Annotated in this window: 20 protein-coding genes; 17 read left to right on the top strand and 3 right to left on the bottom strand. The window is 38.6% G+C overall.

Annotated elements, in window-relative coordinates; genetic code table 11:
- Positions 1-293 precede the first annotated feature (293 nt).
- From pepF to LMF32_RS03230, 4 genes are all read left to right on the top strand, one after another.
- Positions 294-2,102: an oligoendopeptidase F gene (pepF, locus tag LMF32_RS03245; protein ID WP_230523850.1), complete on the top strand. Its 1,809-nt coding sequence runs from the start codon at positions 294-296 to the stop codon at positions 2,100-2,102.
- A gap of 25 nt (positions 2,103-2,127) precedes the next feature.
- A complete protein-coding gene (locus LMF32_RS03240) occupies positions 2,128-2,409 on the top strand; it encodes a hypothetical protein (protein WP_230523849.1) in 282 nt (93 codons plus the stop codon).
- Positions 2,410-2,554: 145 nt separating this feature from the next.
- Complete coding sequence (locus LMF32_RS03235; protein WP_230523848.1) at positions 2,555-2,887, top strand: PadR family transcriptional regulator; 333 nt, start codon at positions 2,555-2,557, stop codon at positions 2,885-2,887.
- On the top strand, positions 2,887-3,873 hold the full coding sequence (locus tag LMF32_RS03230) for a permease prefix domain 1-containing protein (RefSeq protein WP_230523847.1): 987 nt from the start codon (positions 2,887-2,889) through the stop codon (positions 3,871-3,873). The genes LMF32_RS03235 and LMF32_RS03230 overlap by 1 nt, the downstream gene beginning before the upstream one ends.
- 50 nt (positions 3,874-3,923) lie before the next feature.
- Here the strand turns inward: LMF32_RS03230 and LMF32_RS03225 are convergent, their stop codons facing one another.
- The gene (locus LMF32_RS03225) at positions 3,924-4,550 is read right to left on the bottom strand and encodes a glycosyltransferase (RefSeq protein ID WP_092479004.1); all 627 of its coding nucleotides are present in this window, start codon (positions 4,548-4,550) and stop codon (positions 3,924-3,926) included.
- Positions 4,551-4,813: 263 nt separating this feature from the next.
- Between LMF32_RS03225 and LMF32_RS03220 the strand changes: the two genes are divergently transcribed.
- The 10 genes from LMF32_RS03220 (at position 4,814) to LMF32_RS03175 (ending at position 19,170) form a co-directional block, all read left to right on the top strand.
- The gene (locus tag LMF32_RS03220; RefSeq protein ID WP_230523846.1) at positions 4,814-7,462 is read left to right on the top strand and encodes a calcium-translocating P-type ATPase, PMCA-type; all 2,649 of its coding nucleotides are present in this window, start codon (positions 4,814-4,816) and stop codon (positions 7,460-7,462) included.
- A 60-nt stretch (positions 7,463-7,522) separates the two neighbouring features.
- Complete coding sequence (locus tag LMF32_RS03215; protein WP_230523845.1) at positions 7,523-8,383, top strand: PPK2 family polyphosphate kinase; 861 nt, start codon at positions 7,523-7,525, stop codon at positions 8,381-8,383.
- Positions 8,384-8,684: 301 nt separating this feature from the next.
- Positions 8,685-10,337: a peptide ABC transporter substrate-binding protein gene (locus tag LMF32_RS03210; RefSeq protein WP_230523844.1), complete on the top strand. Its 1,653-nt coding sequence runs from the start codon at positions 8,685-8,687 to the stop codon at positions 10,335-10,337.
- Positions 10,338-10,480: 143 nt separating this feature from the next.
- Complete coding sequence (locus LMF32_RS03205; protein WP_230523843.1) at positions 10,481-11,422, top strand: ABC transporter permease; 942 nt, start codon at positions 10,481-10,483, stop codon at positions 11,420-11,422.
- A complete protein-coding gene (locus LMF32_RS03200) occupies positions 11,415-12,452 on the top strand; it encodes an ABC transporter permease (RefSeq protein ID WP_230523842.1) in 1,038 nt (345 codons plus the stop codon). The genes LMF32_RS03205 and LMF32_RS03200 overlap by 8 nt, the downstream gene beginning before the upstream one ends.
- A gap of 3 nt (positions 12,453-12,455) precedes the next feature.
- The gene (locus LMF32_RS03195; protein ID WP_092479013.1) at positions 12,456-13,580 is read left to right on the top strand and encodes an ABC transporter ATP-binding protein; all 1,125 of its coding nucleotides are present in this window, start codon (positions 12,456-12,458) and stop codon (positions 13,578-13,580) included.
- Positions 13,525-14,487, top strand: coding sequence for an ATP-binding cassette domain-containing protein (locus LMF32_RS03190; protein ID WP_278046254.1), 963 nt, complete (start codon positions 13,525-13,527; stop codon positions 14,485-14,487). Before LMF32_RS03195 ends, LMF32_RS03190 begins: the two co-directional genes overlap by 56 nt.
- A gap of 211 nt (positions 14,488-14,698) precedes the next feature.
- Positions 14,699-17,542 carry a sigma-54-dependent transcriptional regulator gene (locus tag LMF32_RS03185; RefSeq protein WP_230523841.1) on the top strand — a complete coding sequence of 948 codons (2,844 nt, stop codon included), beginning with the start codon at positions 14,699-14,701 and terminating at the stop codon, positions 17,540-17,542.
- Between the two features lie 79 nt (positions 17,543-17,621).
- On the top strand, positions 17,622-18,122 hold the full coding sequence (locus tag LMF32_RS03180) for a mannose/fructose/sorbose PTS transporter subunit IIB (RefSeq protein ID WP_230525068.1): 501 nt from the start codon (positions 17,622-17,624) through the stop codon (positions 18,120-18,122).
- Between the two features lie 289 nt (positions 18,123-18,411).
- Entirely contained in the window at positions 18,412-19,170 is a 759-nt protein-coding gene (locus LMF32_RS03175) for a TIM barrel protein (protein WP_230523840.1), read from the top strand.
- A 43-nt stretch (positions 19,171-19,213) separates the two neighbouring features.
- Here the strand turns inward: LMF32_RS03175 and LMF32_RS03170 are convergent, their stop codons facing one another.
- The gene (locus tag LMF32_RS03170; RefSeq protein ID WP_092479020.1) at positions 19,214-20,035 is read right to left on the bottom strand and encodes an aminotransferase class IV; all 822 of its coding nucleotides are present in this window, start codon (positions 20,033-20,035) and stop codon (positions 19,214-19,216) included.
- Between the two features lie 194 nt (positions 20,036-20,229).
- Between LMF32_RS03170 and LMF32_RS03165 the strand changes: the two genes are divergently transcribed.
- From LMF32_RS03165 to LMF32_RS03155, 3 genes are all read left to right on the top strand, one after another.
- Entirely contained in the window at positions 20,230-20,427 is a 198-nt protein-coding gene (locus LMF32_RS03165) for a hypothetical protein (RefSeq protein ID WP_230523839.1), read from the top strand.
- Between the two features lie 109 nt (positions 20,428-20,536).
- Complete coding sequence (locus tag LMF32_RS03160) at positions 20,537-21,685, top strand: zinc-dependent alcohol dehydrogenase (protein WP_230523838.1); 1,149 nt, start codon at positions 20,537-20,539, stop codon at positions 21,683-21,685.
- A gap of 146 nt (positions 21,686-21,831) precedes the next feature.
- The gene (locus LMF32_RS03155) at positions 21,832-22,146 is read left to right on the top strand and encodes a VOC family protein (RefSeq protein ID WP_230523837.1); all 315 of its coding nucleotides are present in this window, start codon (positions 21,832-21,834) and stop codon (positions 22,144-22,146) included.
- A gap of 189 nt (positions 22,147-22,335) precedes the next feature.
- Here the strand turns inward: LMF32_RS03155 and LMF32_RS03150 are convergent, their stop codons facing one another.
- The gene (locus LMF32_RS03150; protein WP_230523836.1) at positions 22,336-23,508 is read right to left on the bottom strand and encodes a malic enzyme-like NAD(P)-binding protein; all 1,173 of its coding nucleotides are present in this window, start codon (positions 23,506-23,508) and stop codon (positions 22,336-22,338) included.
- Between the last annotated feature and the right edge of the window lie 8 nt (positions 23,509-23,516).

Below are 23,516 nucleotides of genomic sequence, written 5' to 3'. Positions count from 1 at the left end.
AGAGAAGTTTTTATGTCATGGGAATTCATTGAATAGACCTCCTTAATAAATGGATGAAAGTAAAAAGGCAAGCAATCAATCAATACATAAAATAGTGAGGGGAAACGAGTGAAAAACAATATGTACAAGCAGATTGTAGCACTAGTCCGATCAAAATGTAATAGATAACCCTTTAAAAATATATCTGTAAAATTTAATGGAAAAGGGTTTTACTTCTAATAGTAAGTGGTATACTAGGAACCATAAATGAAAAATTTCTCATTTTATGAGAAAGCAAAGAGGGAGCAAACCACATGACACAAGAAGAACTAAAAAATCGTGCAGATGTCCCAGAGGAATTGACGTGGGACCTTACAGCTTTATATGAAACAAAAGAGGATTTTGAAGCAGCTGTTGAAGAGTTGAAAAAAACTGTAGACCAGTTTATTGCAGACTATGAAGGAAAGTTGACTGAAACGTCTATTATAGTTGAAGCCTTAAAAACCTATGAAGAGATTCAAGAAACAATGGTTTATACATACGATTATGCTTTTCTCCCAGCCACAACTGATCTGACGAATCCGGAATATGTACAGTTGTCTCGCTCAACAGATAATTTATTTGCTGAATTGGGAGCAAAGTTAGCCTTTTTTGATTCAGAATTAAAAGGAGCATCTTTAGAAACGCTGGATGAAGTAGCAACAACAGCACCACAATTTGCATCCTTTATTCGCCACATCAAGGAAGATAAAAAAATTCAGTTAGACCCAGCTGTTGAAAAAGCACTGGCACAATTGTCTCCAACACTAAATGCTCCAAGCGAAATCTATGAACAAGCTAGACTTGCCGATATGGATTTTGGCACGTTTACGGCAGATGGCAAGGAATATCCATTAAGCTTTGTGCTGTATGAAGAGTACTATATGTACCATGACGATACAGTCGTTCGCCGGGCTGCATTTGATAAGTTCTCGCAAGTTTTGAGCCAATACCAAAATACCGTTGCAGCAGCATACTACACTCAAGTACAAAAAGAAAAAACATTGGCTACCATGCACGGGTTCGAATCTGTGATCGATTATCTATTGTATGATCAAGAAGTTGACCGTGACTTATACAATCGCCAAATCGACACGATTATGACTGACCTTGCACCAGTGATGCAAAAATACATGACACATGTTAAAGAAGTGCGTGGATTGGATAAAGTAACTTATGCAGATTTGAAAATCGATTTGGATCCAGAGTATGCAGTTGAAGTATCGATTGAAAAATCAAAAGAATTGGTGGAAGATTCGATCACTGTCTTAGGAGAAGATTACGTGAACAGAATCATGAAATCTTATCCAGAACGTTGGATGGACTTTGCTCAAAACAAAGGGAAATCAACTGGAGGATTCTGTTCGTCTCCTTACAAAAAACACCCTTATATCTTGATGTCATGGACAAATCAATTGTCTGACGTTTATACCTTGATCCATGAGTTGGGTCATGCTGGGCAAGGGATATTATCTGCTGAAAACAACTCTGTTTTAGGCGCATCTCATTCATTATACTTGATTGAAGCACCTTCAACTTTCAATGAATTGCTGTTGACAGAATCCTTGCAACGTAAGAGCACTGAGGACCGCATGGACCGCTTTGTGTTGACTAAGATGTTGACGAATACGTACTTCCACAACTTCATCACTCATTTACTAGAAGCTGCGTATCAGCGAGAAGTATATGAATTGATTGATGCAGGAAAGAGTTTTGATGCAGCTAAATTAAGCGACATCAAGCGTTCAGTCTTGCAAAAGTTCTGGGGTGAGGCAGTAGAAATCAATCCAGGAGCAGAATTGACATGGATGCGTCAAAGTCATTACTACATGGGACTGTATTCTTACACGTATTCAGCAGGATTAACGATCGCTACTCAAGCATTCTTACGTGTCAAAGAAGAAGGACAGCCAGCAGTAGAAGATTGGTTGAAATTCTTAGCTCTAGGCGACCAATTGGTGCCGGCTGAAGCTGCAGCAGTGGCTGGGGTGGATATTACCACTTCAAAACCTTTAGATGATACGATTCATTATTTGGATGAAACGGTTGATCGCATTATTGCGTTGAGCTCAAACTTAAAATAAGCAGGAAATCGTTGGAGGATATGGAATGAATAGAAGAAAAAGAGGTACCTCTCCAGTAGGTTTTCTAATGGTACAGCTATTAGTCGGTGTTCTTTTATTGACACCGATAGAAGCGAAAAACAGCATAGCAATAGTTGCATTAGGTATCAGCTTTTTAGGATTATTTTTAGTAGTTTTTTCAGCATCCAAATCACCCGAGGCTAAGAATAAGAAGATGCTGGCAGGTACTTTTATTCTATCATTGTTAACAATCATTGGGATCACTTTAACAGGATTTGCCCAACTGGTAACGACAAGTATGCCGTAAAGAAAAAATTCTGTACAATAAGCTCAAATTCAAAGAAGTAACTTTGCAAAAATAAATTGCTTAGTTGCTTCTTTTTACTTTACCTGTCGTAGTAATTTTGTTATACTTTAATTACTACGACAGATGAAGTAAATGAGGTGATGAGTTGGTTACAAGTGATGTCATGAGAGGTTTCAATAGTTTGATCATTCTGTCTATTTTGATGAAGCAAGATTCTTACGGCTATCAGATTTCAAACTTGATCAAAGAAAAAACACATGGCGCATATATTATGAAAGAGACGACACTGTATTCGGCATTCAATCGGTTAGAGAAAAATGCATTGATTCAGTCTTATTCCAAACCAGAAACAAGAGGTAAAACGCGAACGTATTATAAAATAACCCCTCTTGGTATAGAGGCTTATTTTGAAAAGTTGATTGAATGGGAAGAAACGCAACAAATTATTCATCAGTTCGTTAAGGGGGAGAAAGAATAATGGATACTATCCGAAATTATGTAGAATCAGTCTTTGTCAATTTGCCAAGAACACCTGAGATGCAGCAGCTGAAAGAAGAGATGCTGCGCAATATGGAAGAAAAATACTTCGAATTATTAGATGCAGGAAAAAGCGATAATGAAGCGATTGGCGCCGTATTAGCAGATTTTGGGAACATCGATGAGATCATGGAAGCTTATGATTTAGAGTCGCAAGAAGAACAAGACGACGAGCAGATTTATTTCTCTCAAGAAGAAGCAGACGAATTTATGCAGCATCGAACTAAGTTTGCTATGGGGATAGCCGCAGGAGTATTTTTATGTATCACAGCGCCCGCCGTATTGTTGCTGATCCAAGGATTGTACCAGTTGTTTCCAGCATGGCAAAGCGTGTCATCAGATACGATCGATATCTTTTCTGTTGTTCCTTTATTATTGATGATTGCTGTGGCGGTCGGAATTTTCGTCAATTTAGGAATGAAAGAAGACGCGTATAAATTAGATTATCGGGCTATTAAATTGGAAAATGCTACGAGATCCTATTTGCAAAGAGAAAAGCAGGAATTCCAACCGCGATTTGCTAAAGCTATTACGCTAGGAGTCGTCATGTGTATCTTGGCACCGGCTGTTCTATTGTTTTCGATGTTGTTTCTAGGGGAAGAAAATGAATTATCAGTAGTGTTTCTGCTGAGTTTTGTAGCAGTAGGTGTTTTCCTTTTCGTCTTTTATGGAATCCTCTACTCCACTTACGAAAGATTATTAGCTCAAGGAGACTACACGCCGGAAAAATTGAAAGCTGAAAAAGTGTCTGAGAATGTATCAGGGGTTGTATTTCCGATTGCTGCAGGAATCTATGTTTTGTCTGGATTCTTGTTTGATACTTGGAGCACTGCTTGGATCATTTTCCCGATCGTCGGGATACTATTTGCCATCTTTACAGCTGCATACAGCAGTTACCTGACAATGAAACAAAGAGGAAAAAAATAAACGAAAGGCCGTCTCAAATGTGAGACGGCCTTTTTGCAGATCAATTTATTTTACAGCCATGATCCAGTAAATTGGTGAATGGCATAGGTGTTTTTTGTGTCATCAACTTCTCTTGTGTAATAATCTTTTGGTGAAAAATATTCTCTAGGGAATAATGTAACGTCTTCAAATGTTTGTTTTGTGTTGTCCATTTTGAAGCCTTTTTCTTCCATGATCTCTGTAATACGGATCACGTTGGTTTTACGATCATGCGTACCATCTTCTTTGATGAATGTGCGGTCTGCGTAGTCTTGGTACCATTCTTCAATGAATGGATGATGAGGTTCTGCACCGATGATTCCGGTAGAGATTTCTGTTTCAATCTCAAAGCCGAAGAAAGCAGGCAATTTTAAGAAATCATCTAAAGGTTTGATGACTTCCATATCGGTATCCATATATATACCGCCATATTCTTTCAGGACATACAAACGAGCTACATCGGAAACGAAAGCCCACTGTTTTTCGTCATAAGCCTGCTGAGCATAGATTCCAGCCGCCTCTAAATCAAAGTTATCTTCGTTCCACAATTTGATTTCGTAGTCTGGACAATATTTCTTCCAGCTGGCAATACATTTTTCTTCTACTTCTCCAAAAGGCTTGCCTCCAAACCACACATAATGAATAATTTTTGGTATCATAACAAGCTCTCCTTCATAGTCATTTTTTTGCAACGCTCTAACATAAGCATAAAAATAAACAGGATAAAAATCCACTAAAATGTCTTGAGACAAAAAACAACCAGACTGTCTATCAGTTATCTGGTTGTTTTATAGAGAAGGCTTTTTTTTATTTGGAAGAGTAAGTCAAATGATTCTCAAGTAACCTCGCTTCAAATTTAAAAAAAAATACTTTACAATCAGAACTAACAAATCTTTGAGATTAAAAAAAGGAGAACGATAAGTTGAATTATAAAACAGCATCAATAGAGGAAATTGCCGACGAACTAAAGACAGACATTCAAAATGGATTATCTGAGAAGCAAGTAGAAGAAAATCTTAATAAATATGGAGAAAATAAATTTGAAGAAGCGGAAGAAAAAGGGTTGTTTTCTCGTATTTTGGAACAATTTAAGGATGTGATGAACCTCATTCTGCTGTTTGCTGGATTTTTATCCTTATACATTTCCTATTCAGATCCCTCTCACGGATATTCTGAACCTATTGTGATTTTTTTAATTATTATTATCAATATGTCAATCGCTATTTACCAAGAAGGCAGAGCAGAAAATGCTCTAAATTCCTTGAAAAGTCTAACCTCTCCTGTATCGAAAGTTATTCGAGATGGAAGCGAAAAAGAGATAGATGCCTCAAAAGTAGTGCAAGGAGATGTTTTATTGCTAGGCGCGGGGGACAAAGTTGATGCAGATATTAGATTGATTGAAGCCAATAACCTTCAAATTGACGAAGCAGCTTTAACTGGAGAGAGCGTCCCAATGGATAAAGATCCGGAAGCTGAGGTCGAAGAAGATGCCTCTACAGGAGATATATTAAACACAGCATTTTCTGGAACTGTAGTAACAAATGGAAATGGTAAAGGAATCGTGATAGGCGTCGGAATGGACAGTGCTATGGGAAGCATTGCTGGTCTTTTAAGCGACACTGCTAAAACTAAAACGCCATTGCAGCAACGAATAGACAAATTAGCTAAAAAGTTAGCGGTTGTGGCCTTCATAGCTGGAGCTGTTATTTTTGGACTGAATGTTTTCACTACAGATATTTCCCTACTAGATAACTTAATGACAGCTGTTTCACTGTCTATTGCTGCTGTACCGGAAACATTACCGGTTATTGTTACACTTTCTTTAGCTTTTGGAGTTCAAAATATGGTAGACAGGAATGCAATCATTCGAAATATTCCAGCAGTAGAAACATTGGGAAGCGCCTCTGTGATTGCATCCGATAAAACGGGAACCTTAACTAAAAACCAAATGACTATTCAGAAGATATGGGCTGTTTCCAAGGAACCGAAATCTGCGGAAGAATCATTCAATGAGGAAGAAGAATGGTTGATCAAAATGATGGGGTTATCTTCAAACGCTCAGGTAAAAGACGATGATGAAAATGGCGTGTCTGGAGACCCTACAGAAGCTGCTATTGTACAGTTGCTATTAGATAAAGGTGTAACTAAAGAACAACTAGAGGAAGAATATAAGAGAGTATATGAAATTCCATTTGATTCAAATCAAAAAAGGATGACGACGGTACATGAGTATGAGGGAAGGTATATAGCGATTACTAAAGGGGCTTTTGACCGCATTCCTCTAGACGAAGACAACATTGAGAAAGAGTATCAAAAAAATGCTGTTGAAATTCATGATGCTTTTGCAGAAGAAGCACTTCGAATCATAGGGGTAGCCTATAAATATATGGATAACCCACCTAATGACCCCACAATAGATGAATTAGAAGAAGGAATGACTTTTGCCGGAATTGTTGGGATGATTGATCCGCCTCGCGATGAAAGCAAACAAGCGGTTCAAAAAGCGCGTGAAGCTGGTATTCGACCAATCATGATCACAGGGGATCATGCTGTTACGGCGACTGCCATCGCGAAGGAAATCGATATTTTCCGTGAAGGGGATAAAACAATTACAGGTAAGGAGATGCAAGACCTTTCCGATGAAGACTTTAAAGATCAAATTGAAGAGTTTTCTGTATATGCACGAGTATCTCCTGAAGACAAGATCCGAATCGTTGAAGCGTGGCAAGACAAAGGAAGAGTAGTCGCAATGACAGGAGATGGAGTAAATGATGCTCCATCACTGCAAGCTGCTGACGTTGGAACTGCAATGGGAGAAAATGGAACCGAAGTAGCTAAAAATGCCTCAGACATGATTTTGACAGATGATAACTTTGCTACGATCGTTCATGCAGTTGAAGAAGGGCGACGGGTATACGACAATATTAAAAAAACCGTCTATTATTTGCTCTCTGCCAATATTGCGGAAATCTTGATCATGCTGATTGCTGTATTAATTGGGTGGGGATCGCCTTTGACATCAATTCAATTGTTGTTTATTAATGTTATTGCTGATGGAATTCCTGGATTTGGATTGAGTCGTGAAAAAGCAGAACCAAATGTTATGAAGCGAGATCCTGTCAGTAAAAATGAAAGTATTTTTGCTAAAGGAGGTTATCGCAGAATTATTGTAGCAGCTTTGACTTTTACGATTATTTCATTAATTGGATTTTATGTGGGGGAAAATATTGCGTTTAATGCATCTGTTGAACCTTCTACAGAAGTAGCTCAAACATTGACTTTTTTGATTTTAGGATGGTCATCAGTAATTCATATATTTGTGGCTAGAACTAACGAATCCATTTTCAAAGTAGGCATTACGGAGAATAAAACGATTTTTTGGACAACACTATTTTCATTTATTGCTACAACTGTTGTAGCTGCTGTTCCTTTCTTGGCAAATATTTTTAATTTAGTGAACTTGAGTTGGGAATATTGGTTATTTGCGTTTGGTTTGTCTATTATGATTATTATAGCAGTAGAAATAGAAAAATTAGTATTGAAAAAAAATGGTAAACGATTTTTAGAATAAAATGACGACTACAGCAATTTATGTAATACTGTCAGTTTAAAATAAAGGAGCTAGAAAAATATGGATATTTCAAAATATAGAATTGTCCCTGGTAAAGATGTTGATTTAACGAAGTTAGCGGAAAACGAAGGACATGATTATACAGAAGAAGAGATCAAAGAAAAGCTGGTTCCGAAAAGTGTAGAACAATTGCGGGAATGGCAATTGAAATTGCATGCAGAAGAGAAAAAAGGGATTTTAGTGGTGCTGCAAGCCATAGATGCAGCTGGGAAAGATGAAATCATCACCTTTATTTTTTCTCATTTGATGCCTCAAGGTTTGGAAGTCAATCCAGTGAAAAAGCCGACTGAAGAAGAATTGAAACACGATTTCTTATGGCGAATCCATAAAGGAATGCCCGAAAGAGGACAAATTGCTATTTTGAATCGTTCTTACTATGAGGACTTGATTGCGCCGATTGTGTATGGAGAAGATCAGACAATCCCTATGCCTTCGAATGAACAAAATGACGATCCATGGGAAATCAGATGCCGTCAGATCAATGATTTTGAAAAATACATGAAAGAAAGCGGCTTTCCTGTCGTAAAATTCTTTTTGAATGTTTCCAGTGAGAAACAAAAGGAACGATTACTAGAACGAATGAAAAATCCGGATAAAAACTGGGAATTTTCTTTCAGTGATGTTGAGGACAGAGAAAAATGGGGAGAATTTCAAAAAGCGTACGAAAGAATTTTGAATCATACCTCTACAGAGCATGCTCCATGGTATGTATTGCCGGCAGATGATGCTTGGTACACTCGTTATGCAGCAGCAGAAATCATGATTCATGTATTAAAAGAGTTGAACCCTGAATTACCGGTAATGACTGATGAAGAAAAAGAAAAACTGGATGAAGAGATCGAGAAACTGGAAAAAGAATAGGATTATTTTATTAAGGTATTTGACAAATAAATAGCAATAAAAAAGAGAAATCTAGGATGAGGTAAAACTCGTGCCTAGATTTTTTTTGTGAAAAATCACGATAGATTAAAAAAGAAGATTAGACTGCATTAAGCTGTCGGCTCAACGAATCGCTTCTAGTAAAGCTTTTTCAGTGGAAAGTTCTTTTAAAAAAATGTCTTGACCTCAGATTCTAATTAAATTATAATCATTCTATTATTATATAAGAGAATTTTAATCTTTCTTAATTTTAATATAAAAGGGTATAAGAGGGGGAAACTTAATGATAAAGAATAAACGTTTAAGTTTATTAGTGACCGGATTTGCTTCAATGATGGTTCTTGCAGCTTGTGGAGGAGCGAATTCAGATGGAGCTGCGGAAGACGTAGCTGCTGACGAGACTGCTGGAGGAGTCTTGAATGTTCAAGTAGATGTTGAAGTCGCAACAATGGATCCTCAAATGGCAACTGATGGGACGTCATTTGAAGTTATCGCGAACACTATTGAAGGACTTTATACATTAGACGAAAGTGGAGTAGCGGTACCATCGTTGGCAGAGAAAACAGATGTCAGTGAAGACGGATTGACTTACACATTTACTCTGAAAGATGCGACTTGGTCAAATGGTACACCTGTTACAGCGGATGATTTCGTATACGCTTGGCAACGTTTGGCTGATCCAGATACTGCTAGTGAGTATTATTACATCATGGGAATCGCTGGTGTAGTGAATGCAGATGAAATTTCTGCCGGAGAAAAAGATCCTGAAGAATTAGGTGTAACAGCAATTGATGAAAAAACATTAGAAGTGAAATTAAACCACCCCGTTCCATTCTTCGAAAGTTTAATGGCCTTCCCTTCATTCTTCCCAATGAATCAAGCATTCTTTGAAGAAGCAGGAGAAAATTACGGAACATCAGCTGATACATTGATCGCTAATGGTGCGTTTGAAATCACATCTTACGAGCCGGCAGCAACAACTATCGAATTGGAAAAAAATCCAGATTACTTCGATGCAGAAAACGTAAGTTTGGACGGTATCAAGTACCAAGTCATCAAAGATACTCAACAAGCTATGTTGTCTTATCAAAATGGAGACTTGGATGTTGTAACTTTAGCTGGGGAGCAAGTTGATTTGTTTAAAGATGATCCTGAATTCCAAACGATCCAAGCTGGATATCTATGGTACATCTCTCCAAATACAAAAGTGCCTGGTCTAGAAAATGCTAACTTGAGAAAAGCACTAGGACAAGCTTTTGATAAAGAGTATATCGCAGAGACAGTTCTAAAAGACGGTTCTAATGCTGCTGATTACATGATTCCAGAAGGCCTAGCAGTGGATCCTGAAGGAGTAGATTTCCGTGAAACAACAGGAACTTACTTGGAATTCGATCCGGCTGCAGCTCAAGAAGCATTAGCATTAGCTAAAGAGGAACTAGGAAAAGACAGCTTCACATTTACAATGATCATTGAAGATACTGAAAGCTCAATCAACGTAGCTCAAGTATTGAAATCACAAATTGAAGAAAATTTAGACGGTGTGACGATCGAAATCGAACAAATGCCTAAGAAAACAAGATTAGATCGCATGAATGTCGGAGACTACGAATTAGCATTAACTCGTTGGGGTCCAGACTACGCTGACCCAATGACATACGCAGATATGTTCTTAACAGATTCTGGAAACAACAAAGGATTCTGGTCAAATGCCAAATACGATGAATTAGTTAATTCATCTCTAGATGGTGAGTTGTCACTTGATCCAGAAGCGCGTTGGACAGCCTTGCAAGAAGCTGAAAGCATTATTCTTGAAGATGCTGGTATTCTTCCAGTTTACCAAAAAGGAAATGCGGTTATGGTTAAGAGCAATGTTACAGGTGTTGATTTCCATACAGTTGGAGTATCACGTATCGTAAAAAATGCTGTAAAAGAATAATCATTTCTGAATCTTGATGAAAAAGGCGTACAAAAGAATAACAATCGGTTGCTGCAACTGTTTTGGATTATTCAACGTACGCCTTTTTTAGTTCTAATAGAAAGTGAATGAGAACTTCTAGGTTAGTAGAAAGGGAAATCACCATGAAAAAATATATTGCACGAAGAGTCTTAATATCTTTTTTGACTTTATTAGTTATCATTCTGATTTTGTTTATTTTGATGCAGTTGCTTCCTGGCTCACCGTTTAATGATGAACGTTTAACTGTAGAACAGCAGACTATGATCATGAACAAGTACGGATTGAACGATCCATTGCCAGTCCAGTTTTTCCGCTATCTGCAAAACATGTTAGTGGGAGATTTTGGAAAATCTTATACCATTTCTAAAGATACTGATGTAGCGATTTTGCTGCAAAACAGATTGCCGATTTCATTAGCATTGGGTGGAATTTCTATTGTGTTAGGGGCTGCTATCGGATTGTTTCTTGGAGTATTTTCAGCGTTAAAACACAATACCGTATGGGATTCAGTATCGACTTTTATCACTGTCCTAGGGGTGTCGATTCCTTCTTATGTATTTGCCTTAGGATTGTCTTATTATTTCGGGTTCCAATTGAAACTGTTCCCTATGCTGTTTAGTCCGGCTGACGGGACGAATGCCTATTTATTGCCGGCGGTTGCGTTGAGTATGACCGTTATGGCTACAGTAGGCCGATTTACTCGGACAGAAATGTTGGATGTCTTGAATTCCGATTACATCCAATTAGTAGAAAGTAAAGGTGTTTCAGGTCCGCGATTAGTGGTAACTCATGCGATGCGGAATGCATCGATTTCGATTTTAACGGTTCTGGGGCCTTTAGTCGTCAGTTTGATGACGGGGAGTCTAGTCGTTGAAAAAATATTTTCGATTCCAGGTATCGGACAATTAATGGTACAAGCAATCCAATCAAACGACTACAACATTATAATCTCACTTGCATTTGTGTATAGTGCTCTCTATATCGGAGTAATGTTGGTAGTGGATATCTTGTATGGTGTCTTAGATCCTCGAATACGTTTAGCAAAGGGTGGTTCAAATGGATAAACCAATCGAATTCTTACCGAATGATTTTGAATTTGTAAAAGATGCTGATGGCGCAATGATCGATGAAGTCTATTCAGGCGAATCATTCTGGAAAAATATTCTTCGTCGAATTGTGAAAAACAAAGGAGCCGTTGTCGGTTTTTTCAGTATTATGATCATTTTGATCTTAGCTTTGATCGGTCCAGAAATCTCAGGATACACTTACGATCAGCAGATATCAGGTCATGAAAGTATGGCTCCAAGAATTCCGGGACTTGAAAAACTAGGGATTTTTGATGGGACAGAAACATTGAAAACATCGACCGGCGAAATAGAAGTTAATAAATACGAGCAAATCTCAGGCGGAGAAGATGTTTATCATTGGTTTGGTACGGACGTTCTAGGAAGAGATCTCTTTACTCGTACTTGGGAAGGAACTCGTATTTCATTGTACATTGCTTTAGTAGCTGTTGTTGTTGATGTATTGATCGGAATGAGTTACGGAATGATCTCTGGTTTCTATGGCGGTAAAGTGGATATGATCATGCAGCGGGTAATGGAGATTTTAAACGGAATTCCTAGTTTGGTAGTCGTTACGCTGTTGATCATTGTCTTGAAGCCCGGTTTGTTGAGTATTACGATCGCAATCGCGTTGACAGGATGGATCGGAATGAGCCGAATCGCTCGAGCTTCGATGTTGAAGTTGAAACAAAGTGAATATGTACTGGCTGCTCGTACAATGGGAGCAAAAGATTTCCCAATCATGTATAAAGAAATCTTGCCGAATATTTTCTCTCAACTATTGATCATGTCAATGTTCTCTATTCCAAGTGCGATTTTTACAGAAGCCTTTTTAGCATTTGTAGGTATCGGGATTCCGGTTCCTATGGCGTCATTAGGTTCATTGATTTCAGAAAACTTTAAATCCTTAACGACTCATTTTTATATGATCGTGCCGCCAGTAATTGTCTTAGCTGTTTTGATGTTGAGTTTCAACATGTTGGCTGATGGACTACGTGACGCATTGGATCCAACATTGAAAGAGGTGTAAAGCATGACAAAAGAAAAAGTACTTTCTATTCGTGATCTATCGATCGCGTTTAAAACGTCCTCTGGACTAGTCAATGCTGTTCGAGGAGTAAATTTAGATTTGTATAAAGGTGAAACGTTGGCAATCGTAGGGGAATCCGGAAGTGGGAAATCTGTTACGGTCAAAGCGATCATGGGGATTTTAAGCAATAATGGAAAAATCAAAAGTGGAACAATAGAGTATACCTATGAAGAAAATGGGGAAAAAGTCACTAAAAATCTTTTGGATTTTTCCAAAAAAGAGATGCGGAAAAATATCAATGGAAAACACATTGCGATGGTTTTCCAAGATCCGATGACTTCTTTAGACCCGACGATGAATATTGGGAACCAGATCATGGAAGGCATGCGCATTCATTACAAGACACCCAAAAAAGAAGCGTATGCTAAAGCAGTAGAATTATTGGAATTAGTAGGGATAACAGATGCGGAATCCAGAATGAGCAACTACCCTCATCAGCTTTCAGGCGGGATGCGACAAAGGATCGTCATCGCTATTGCATTGGCGAGTGATCCGGATGTATTGATCTGTGATGAACCTACAACGGCATTAGATGTAACGATCCAAGCTAAAATATTGGAACTGATCCAATCGATTCAACGAAAAACAGGTATTTCAGTTATTTATATCACTCATGATTTGGGAGTAGTGGCTAAAGTAGCGAATGATGTGAATGTGATGTATGCTGGTCGAATTATTGAAACCGGAACAGTCAACGAAGTATTCTATGAACCGAGACATCCTTATACTTGGGGATTGTTATTGGCTATGCCGGATTTGGAAACAAAAGCAGACAAGTTGGAGTCTATTCCAGGAAATCCTCCAAACATGGAACATGAGGTCGTAGGAGACCCGTTTGCACCTCGTAATCCATATGCATTGAATATTGACTTACGCTTAGAGCCGCCGATGTTCAAAATCAGTGAGACTCATTATGCAGCTACTTGGTTGTTGGCAGAAGATGCACCAGATTGTCCTCTTCCAAAAGAACTGCAAGAACGCATCGAGCGAATGAAGAGAGAGGATGAACGCTATGTCGGAACCGATGAAACCTATACTTTCAGTGAAGAACTTAAAGCAGCACTTTAAAGTCAATCGTAAATTTACTGTGAAAGCAGTAGATGGAGTATCTTTTGACATCCACCCAGGTGAAACTTACGGACTGGTTGGAGAATCCGGCAGCGGGAAATCGACTATCGGAAGATCAGTAATTCGTCTATACGATATAACAGATGGTGAAATGACGTTCAATGGACAAGATATTTCTGGAAAAATGACGAAAGAAACAAATGAGATGATGCGGACAAAAATGCAGATGATCTTTCAAGATCCGATGGCTAGTTTGAATCCTCGTAAAACCGTCATGGACATTATTGCTCAAGGATTGGATATCCATGGAAAAGCTGGTTCAAAAGAAGAACGAGAACAGCAAGTCATTGAGATTTTAGAACGTGTAGGGTTGTCGCGTGAGTTCGCAAACCGTTATCCAAACCAATTTTCTGGTGGACAACGTCAACGTATCGGAATTGCTCGAGCGCTAATCATGAACCCTGACTTGATTATTGCAGATGAGGCCATTAGTGCTTTGGATGTTTCGATCCAAGCTCAAATCGTCAATTTGATGAAAGATATCCAAAAAGAAACCAATGTAGCTTACTTGTTCATTGCTCATGACTTATCGATGGTTCGTTACATTTCAGATCGTATCGGTGTCTTGCATTTAGGTCATTTGCTGGAGACAGGGACTACAGAAGAAATTTTTACCAATCCGTTACATCCTTATACAAAATCACTGATTTCTGCTATCCCTCATCCGAATCCGATTTTAGAGAAGAAGCGAACTTCTTTAACGTACGATTATGCGGCGAGCGGATTGAATTACAGCGAAGGAACTTTGCACACTGTGGAAGGAACACACAAAGTTCTGGGCACAGACTTAGAAGTCGAGAGATGGCTTCAAAAAGACAATCAATCCGAAGTTATTGGTGTAAGCTAAAAAAGCACTCTGTCACTAAAGACAGGGTGCTTTTCGCTATGGATAAAAAACATTTCGAAATAAGAATCCCAATTGTAGACAAAATTTAAACAACTTCTCATTTTTCAGTATCGAAAAACCGGAAATCAGATGCAGTGTGTCAAAATTGATGATACACTAGGAGCGATATAAGGAATATAAGGGTTTTTGTGTGTTTCTGAGGAGGAATAACATGAAAAGAAAAGATAAAGTATTAGCTTACGTATTGGAAAAAACCAGTACTCTCAAAGATAAAGATATTGAAATTGGCGGCGGAGTCACAGCTTCTGAAGTGGCCGAATCACTAGAGATCCTTAGAAGCAACGCATCAAAAGATTTAAATCTGCTGACTAGGGAAGGTCATTTGGAGAAAACAGAGTCCAGACCGGTTCGGTACTACGACGCCAAAATCGATCACTATAGACCGTTGGAGAAAAAAGTAAAGAGTTTCAAGGATTTTTCTATTGAACCCTCAGCTCCAGTTGCAGTGACTAGTTTATCCGCTCCCACAACAGACTTGTTTCACCGCATGATAGGGGCGAACGGCAGCTTGACGAGTCAAATCAGTCAAGCAAAAGCAGCAATTTTTTACCCCCCTAAAGGATTGAATACACTGATCATTGGGCCAACCGGATCAGGGAAAACGTACTTTGCAAATGCTATGTACCAATATGCTCAAGACAACAAATTGATTGCGAAAAACAAAACGATGGTTGTATTGAACTGTGCGGATTATGCGCATAACCCTCAGTTGTTGATGTCCCACTTATTTGGACATGTTAAAGGAGCTTATACGGGTGCTGTCAGCAGCAGTGAAGGATTGCTGGAGAAAGCAGATCACAATATGCTGTTCTTAGACGAGATCCACCGTTTGCCTCCTGAAGGGCAAGAGATGCTGTTTTATTTCATGGATACCGGAACGTTTTCACCTATGGGAGATACCGGAGAAAAGAAAAAAGCAGACGTCCGTATCGTGTGTGCAACAACTGAAGATCCTAATTCAGCTTTATTAGCTACTTTCAATAGACGGATTCCGATTGTTATCACGTTGCCGTCATTTCAAAATCGACCGGCTATTGAGCAGATTAATTTGCTGAAATACTTGATGAGTATTGAAGCAAAAAGAATTCAAAAGAGTATCCAGATCGAAGATAAAGTTATGCAGGCTATTTTAGGAAGTGTAACATATGGAAACGTTGGACAGTTGAAATCTGTTATCCAAATGGTTTGTGCTCGCGGTTTCTTAGAAAGTGTTAACAATAAATCTGAGATTACTTTGAAGTATGAAACACTGTCCAGTATTTTGGCAGATGGGTATGAGTCAATGTCTTTAAATCAGAAATTGAGACATGAAATCGTTCATTTCGTTGAACCGTGGACAACAATCACGCCCATAGATGACATCATGGTTTTTGAATCCGATACGTATGAGTTGCCGTACAATTTGTATGAGATCATCGGAGACAAGGTAGCGATGCTGAAAGAAACTGACGTCTCTAATCAAGAAATCAATCGCTTTATTACAACCGATATCGATCTGCATTTGAAATCATTTTATAAAAACACAATTTTTTCTACTAAAGAAGACGGATTGAAAGATATCGTAGACGTGAAAATCATTGAGTTGACGAAACGAATCCAAGAAACAGTGGAAGGTATTCTTCAATTTAAATTTTCTAGAAAATTCTTGTATGCGATGAGCTTGCACATCAGTTCTTTCGTCAAACGCATTCAAGAAGGTATTTTTGTCAACAATGACAATATCCATTTGAAAGAGTTTGTCTTGAATCATCCAGAAGAAAACCAAGCGGCTAAAGCGGTCAAAAAAGAGATTGAACAAAATTACCAAATCGTCGTTCCGACCGTAGAAGTGAATTATTTAACGATGCTGCTGGTTTCGTTGCGCACGGAAGAACAGCAAGGACAAGTTGGGATCGTCGTAGCTGCTCATGGCGCTTCAACCGCCTCTTCTATGAAAGAAGTCGTAGCCACACTCTTAAATTCCAGCAACTTGTACGCAGTTGATATGCCTCTGGAAATGAAGCCAAGTGAAGCATTTGTTAAAGTGAAAGCAGCGATTGAAGAAGCGGACAATGGAGCAGGTGTATTGTATTTGACGGACATGGGCTCTTTAGTGACTTTTGGGCAAAAGATCATGAATGAGACGGGAATTCGCATCGAGACTCAAGATATGATCACGACTCCGCTGTTATTAGAGGCTGCTCGAAAGACCCAGTTCTCCAATCAAGATTTGATGTCAATGTCGCAAGAATTGAAACGATTCAAAGGTTATACCACTCAAAAAAATGCTTTTGAAAGTGGTGCTGAACAAGATCAGCAGCAACTTCAGAAAGAAGATAAAGAGCAGATCATTGTGACGATATGTGCAACTGGAGAAGGAACAGCAATCCAGCTGCAACGGGTAATAGAAGATATCTTAGCTGATTATCTAGAAAGTGATATCAGCATTATCCCCATCTCTATTTTGAATTATCAAGAGAAATTAAAAGAATTGCAGCAAGAATATGCTATTGTCGCTACATGCGGCTCTATTGACCCGCATATCAGTGCTCCATTTATTCCAATAGATGCTTTATTGGGCGGAAGCGGAAAACAACGACTGCACAATATTATCGAAGGGTTAGAGTCAGACTCTCAAAAAAAATTATTTCCACGTTTGTCTAAAGAAATGTGTGTGGAACATATGAATCAGTATGTGACTTACATCAATCCCGTTAAAATCATCACTCCTATTTGGGACTTTTGTTATGAAATGGAAAAGAAATTGGATCGAACATTCAACAATGGTTTTAATTTGGGGATGATGCTTCATTTATGTGGAATGATTGAGAGAATGGTCATCAAAGAAGAAATCAGTTCAGGTAAAGATGTAGACGAAGTAGATCCTGAATTAGCTGCTTTTGTAGAAGAAACGATTTCTCCTGTTTTGCATGACCTCAACTTAGAGACCTCTTCTAATGAATTGAAATTCATTGGAGCGATGTATCAAAACAAATTGCAAGAAGCTTCTTCTTAAAAAAATGAACTTTGGATCATCAGAGGAAAGGTGCTTTCCTCTAATGAGTTCTAAAGGTCAGCAGAGAGGACCAAAGGAAATGAGTATGGATATTCGTTTAGTTCGTATAGATGATCGGTTGATTCATGGACAAGTCTCTACAGTGTGGACCAAAATCACCAGAGTGAATCGTATATTGGTAGTAAGCGACAGCGTAGCAAAAAATGATATGCACAAGACATTATTAAAACAAGCGGCACCTCCAGGAGTGATCGTCAGTGTAATTACTGTAAGAAAAATGGTAGCGATTGCAAACGATTCGAAGTTTGACAGTTTTAAAGCGATGCTGCTGTTCACAAATCCGCATGATGTAGTAACGGTTGTTAAGCATGGTGCAAGAATCAAATCTATTAACATAGGCGGCATGAGCTATTCAGAAGGAAAAAAAATGATCACCAATGCGGTAGCCGTAAATAAAGAAGACGTTAGGGCTTTTCAATACCTGCACCAGCAGGGAATCGAGTTGGAAATTCGAAAAGTATCTTCAGATAGTAAAGTGAACATGATGAATTTGCTGAAAAAAGAAGGCATGTTAGAATAGCCCGAAAGAAAACCAAGTGTAAAAATTTTCCTTCATCTTATGATATTTAAAATCATTTTTTTCTTGGTACTTATTGATGGGTATGCTACTTCTTACTGTTCTATCTTATATTTTCTTTTACAAAAAAGGGCTTTGAAACTATGTTCAGATTTTGTATAGGTATGATTATTGGTTCTCAAGATTAAGCCTCTTTTTCCAACATCCCGCTTTCTTTCATTTGCTGGAAAAAATCGTTATAGTAGAATAAAGCATTCTGAAAAATAGGATTTTACAGGTTAAAATTGAGAAAGTGTGGGATACGATAATAAAAATAAATAACAGTCAATCAACGATCAACATCCTGGCGTATGAAGCTCTTGTCAATGAAACAACGAGCCAAGCGGACTTTTTTGATGAAATCAAAACAGCCGGTATTACTAAAATAGAAGTACGAAGAGAATACATTCAAGACGCTGCCGATTTAGTCGCTATTCAACAAGCAGCTGCCGGCCTGGAGATTGAATTGTTTTACGCGGTCCCTGAGATTTTATATGCGGACAAATTACTGCCGTTGGAAGATCTAGAAACATACTTCAATGAAGCTCATCTCTTAGGTGCCAAACAAATTAAATTTACAGCCGGTTATGCAGAGGTAACTCAAGAGGAAGCAGATGAGTTGAATCGTTTATTGAACAAATTCGGCATAGAGAATCTGACACTGGAAAATGGACAGGATCCTGCTTTCGCTAAAGCAGAGACGCTGTATGAGTTCATCCAAGAACTGAAAGCTAAAAAACTTCCGGTAAGCGTGACGTTCGATACGGGAAACTGCTTATATGTAGATGAAGATCCGTTGGAAAGTTTTCGCCTATTGACAGAAGAAATCCGTTATATCCATTTGAAAGATGTTTCCAAAGAAACGTTATCTCCAACATTGAATGGCGAAGGAGATGTGCCGGTAAAAGAAATTTTGGCACAAGTTCCGGTAACGGTCAATGTGGCTATCGAATATCCGCTCGGTACTCATCCTACAGCGACCTTAGCAAAAGAAATCGCTAAAATCAGCTAAACAAAAAAGCCTTTATCCACAAACGTTGTGGATAAAGGCTTTTTTAAGCTTCTTTTTTAGAGGCAATATATTGTTTCACTAAGCGATCGTACTCACGCATAATAGTTGAAACCACCGGATTTTTTGTCGACTCTAATGTGATGGAATCGATGGAAGCTATAGGCAATACATCGTTACCTGTTCCTGAAATAAAAGCTCCGTCGATGGTATTTAATTCAGTCACAGGAATATTTTGTTCAATGATATCAATTTGCTGCTGTTGGCAAATGGCCACAACTTTAGAACGGACAATACCTAAAAGAACCGTTTTGGCTGGAGAAGTATAGAGCTTATCACCTTTTACAATAAACAAATTTGAACGGCTGCCTTCTGTGACGTTATCTTCTTGGTCGACCAACAGCACTTCATAGGAACCTGTTTTTTCTCGTTCCGCTAGTACAATTTTTTGATACTCTTCACGCTGGATCTTGATATTGGGATCTTCTCTTTCCAACTTCAACAAAGTTGTTTTCATTCCAGTTTGATAATAGCTCGCAGGCGGATAAGGGCTTTTAGTGAAGAAAGCCAGTAAACCTATGTCTTTATTCCATATCAATTTGATATTTTGATCAGAGACACCATTTTTAGCAACAAGTTGGTATAAACGATTGATTAAAATATCATCTGAATCTGTTAAAGGAATGCCGACAGATAAAGCAGATGCTCTGAATCGGCGCAAATGATCTTCTAAAAATAAAGGGATGCCTTCTCTAACACGAATCACTTCATACACATTTTTTCCTGTTAACTGTTCAAACGGCTGCAGGTTGTCTGTGGATTGTTCTTGATCATTATGATAGTAAAACTTTTGTTCAACGTATTCCATATTTTTCATCCTCTTTTATTTGATAATGGTGATTAATTTGATCAGGAGAGTAGTAGGTATCTATTCTAGGTTAGTGTATCACTTTTCCTAAATGAAGACAGCAGTGTTTTTTTAGAATTGGAGAGATACGACTCGTTTTATAGTGTATAGTGTGGTATTTTATACAAAATACATAGTGAGAGAAGGTTTTTTTGATGACAAAAAATGAACGAAAATGGCATAAGATTTACATAGGGTTGATGGTGTTTATTTATCTGATCTATATTCCCGTATCGGTCATAGAATGGTTATCCACAGATAGCGGCTTTCCAATCGTAGCTTTAGTGGTAGGAATCGCCTTGCCGTTTATGAGAAAAAATCATATGGCACAACTAAAAGAGGAACAAAAATAAAGAAGGTTCGTAAACGTAAGTGAAGTCTTAACTTTTTACTCCTAGAAAAAAAGATGATAAACTGCTTTCAAAAGCTGAAACTATCACTTTTACAAAAAGGAGAGATTTTATGCGCGCAGTAACATGGCAAGGAAATGAAAAAATGGAAGTCAAAACAGTCCCGGATCCAACGATTGAAGAACCAACCGATATGATCGTTCGCATTACAGCAACAGCTATTTGCGGTTCTGACTTGCATTTATACCATAACGGGAAACCGGTCATGGAAGAAGACTATGTAGTAGGGCATGAGCCTATGGGAATTGTAGAAGAAGTTGGTTCTGCAGTGACGAAAGTGAAAAAAGGCGACCGAGTCGTTATCCCTTTCAACATTGGTTGTGGAGAGTGCCATTTCTGTGCTCATCATATGGAAAGTCAATGTGATAATTCCAACCCTAATCCAATGTTTGATCAAGGCGGATTATTCGGTTTTGGTAAAATGAACGGGAATTATCCTGGAGGACAAGCTGAATACTTACGTGTCCCATTTGCGGATTTCACATCTTTTGTGGTCCCAGAAAGCAATCTGCCAGATGAAAAAGTTCTCTTTTTATCTGATATTTTACCTACAGCTTATTGGAGTGTAGAACACAGTGGGATGAAAGCTGGAGATACAGTAATCGTTTTAGGTTCAGGACCCGTTGGTTTGTTCGTTCAACAATTTGCGAAGATGAAAGGGGCAGCACGAGTGATTGCTGTGGATAACGTCGACCATCGATTGCAGCATGCAAAAAAAATGAATGGCGTGGAAACCGTCAACTTCTCAAATGTTTCTGAAGTGGGCGACCAACTGTATGAAATGACAAAAGGCGGCGCTGAAATTGTTATTGATTGCGTAGGGATGGATGGCGTCAAACCGTTAAAAGAAAAAGCGAAAGATTTTGTTTCTCTACAAAGCGGATCTTATTCACCAATACAAACAGCTAGTGAAGCGGTGAAGAAATTTGGAACGATTATGGTGACTGGAGTTTATATGACACCAGCTGCCAACTTCCCATTCCACAACATCTTCACTCGAAATGTGGATATCAAATCAGGACAAGCACCTGTAATTCATTTGATGCCAAAAATTTACGACATGATCGAAAAAGATATGTTTGATCCAACAAGTATTATCACGCATACGATGCCGTTGGAACGTGCAGCTGAAGCTTATGATATATTCGATAAAAAAGCTGACGACAACATCAAAGTAGTATTGAAACCAGGTATGTCTTAAGATTAAAATAGTCTCTTTGAAAGTGATTTTTCAAAGAGACTATTTTTCGTTGTGAACTCATAAAAGAAAGGAACTTTTACATGATTCAACAAGTCGGGAAAATCATGTTGTATGTAGAGGATCAGGAAAAATCCAAAGAGTTCTAGGTGGAAAAACTTGGGTTTAGTGTTGTGGAAGATCAAACACAAGATAGCATTCGCTGGATAGAAATCACCCCGACCCAAGAGGCGCAGACACATTTTGTCCTCCACAATAAAACGATCATCGCTGAACTTGAACCTGAACTAATCTTGGGCACTCCCTCTCTACTGTTTTTTACTCAAAATATAGAAGAATTGTATACTGAGTTTAAGGAAAAAGGAATAACGGTCGGCGAATTGGTCAGCACACCTACAGGCAGAGGGTTTAATTTTTCAGACCCTGAAGATCAATACTTTGCTGTAGTGGAAGAACAGACCTAAAAATAGAGCACTGTAGATTCACGTACTGGTTTTAACAAGTAGTCAGCAAAAATGTCACGTAATTGCTTTTTGCGTGACACTTTTCAACTTTATATACAGAAAAGGAACGTAAAAATAATTTACGTTCCTTTTTTGGTTATTCTTTTCTGAAAAAGTTACGTAAGCACACTAAGAATCCTTTCCTGTTGACTAAACTCGAGCTACGCCTGTTTCCACAGCTGTTTTTTTCACCGCTTCGCAGACAGCAGCAGCCACTCTTTTGTCGAGGGCATCCGGGATGATGTAATCTGGTGCCAATTCTTCCGCACCAATCAAATCAGCAATAGCATGAGAAGCGGCCATTTTCATTTCGTCATTGATATCACGGGCTCTTACGGATAAAGCCCCTTTAAAGACACCCGGAAAAGCTAAGACATTGTTAACTTGGTTGGGGAAATCGCTGCGTCCAGTGCCTATTACAACGACTCCTGCTGCTTTTGCGTCATCCGGCATGATCTCGGGCGTCGGATTGGCCATGGCAAAAACAATGGAGTCTGAAGCCATTTTACTTACCATTTCAGAGGTCAAAATATTAGGTGCAGATACTCCGATGAAAACGTCAGCGTTCATCAGAGCTGTGGATAGATCACCAGTTTGATTTTCTAGATTAGTCGCAGTCAACATTTTTTTCTGTTCACTATTTAGTTCAGGATAAGCAGAAGACAAGATTCCTTTTTTATCTGCTAAAATCAAATTTTGAACGCCAAAACTCAACAAGTGTTTTGCGATGGCTATACCGGCAGAACCAGCTCCGTTCACTACGACTTTAATATCTGAAAAAGATTTGTGTACTAATTTTAAAGCGTTGATTAAACCGGCAGCGACGACGATGGCTGTCCCATGCTGGTCATCATGGAAAACAGGAATATCTAAAGACGCTTTAAGTCTCCGTTCGATGTCAAAACATTCCGGAGCTGCAATGTCTTCTAAGTTGATTCCTCCAAAACTATTGGCTAGTTGTTCGATCGTTTGTACAACTGTCTCTACATCGGTAGCTTCAATACAAATAGGAAAAGCATCCACATCAGCAAATTCTTTGAACAGCACACATTTGCCTTCCATGACAGGCATCGATGCACTGGGACCAATATTACCTAACCCTAAGACTGCTGTCCCATTGGTAATGACGCCGACCAAATTGTTTCTCCTAGTGAGCTGATAAGCTTTTTCGGGGTCATCTGCTATAGCTAAACAAGCTTCTGCAACTCCAGGAGTATAAGCTAAAGCTAAATCTTCGCGACTCGTGATTTTTGCTCTGCTGATGACTTCGATTTTTCCATTCCATTCAAAATGTTTATCTAAGGCTTTTTTTCTTACATCCATCAGTGTCA

This window comes from Desemzia sp. C1 (genome assembly GCF_020882875.1).
Lineage (GTDB): Bacteria > Bacillota > Bacilli > Lactobacillales > Carnobacteriaceae > Desemzia > Desemzia incerta.
This window is presented reverse-complemented; position numbering and strand designations above follow the sequence as displayed.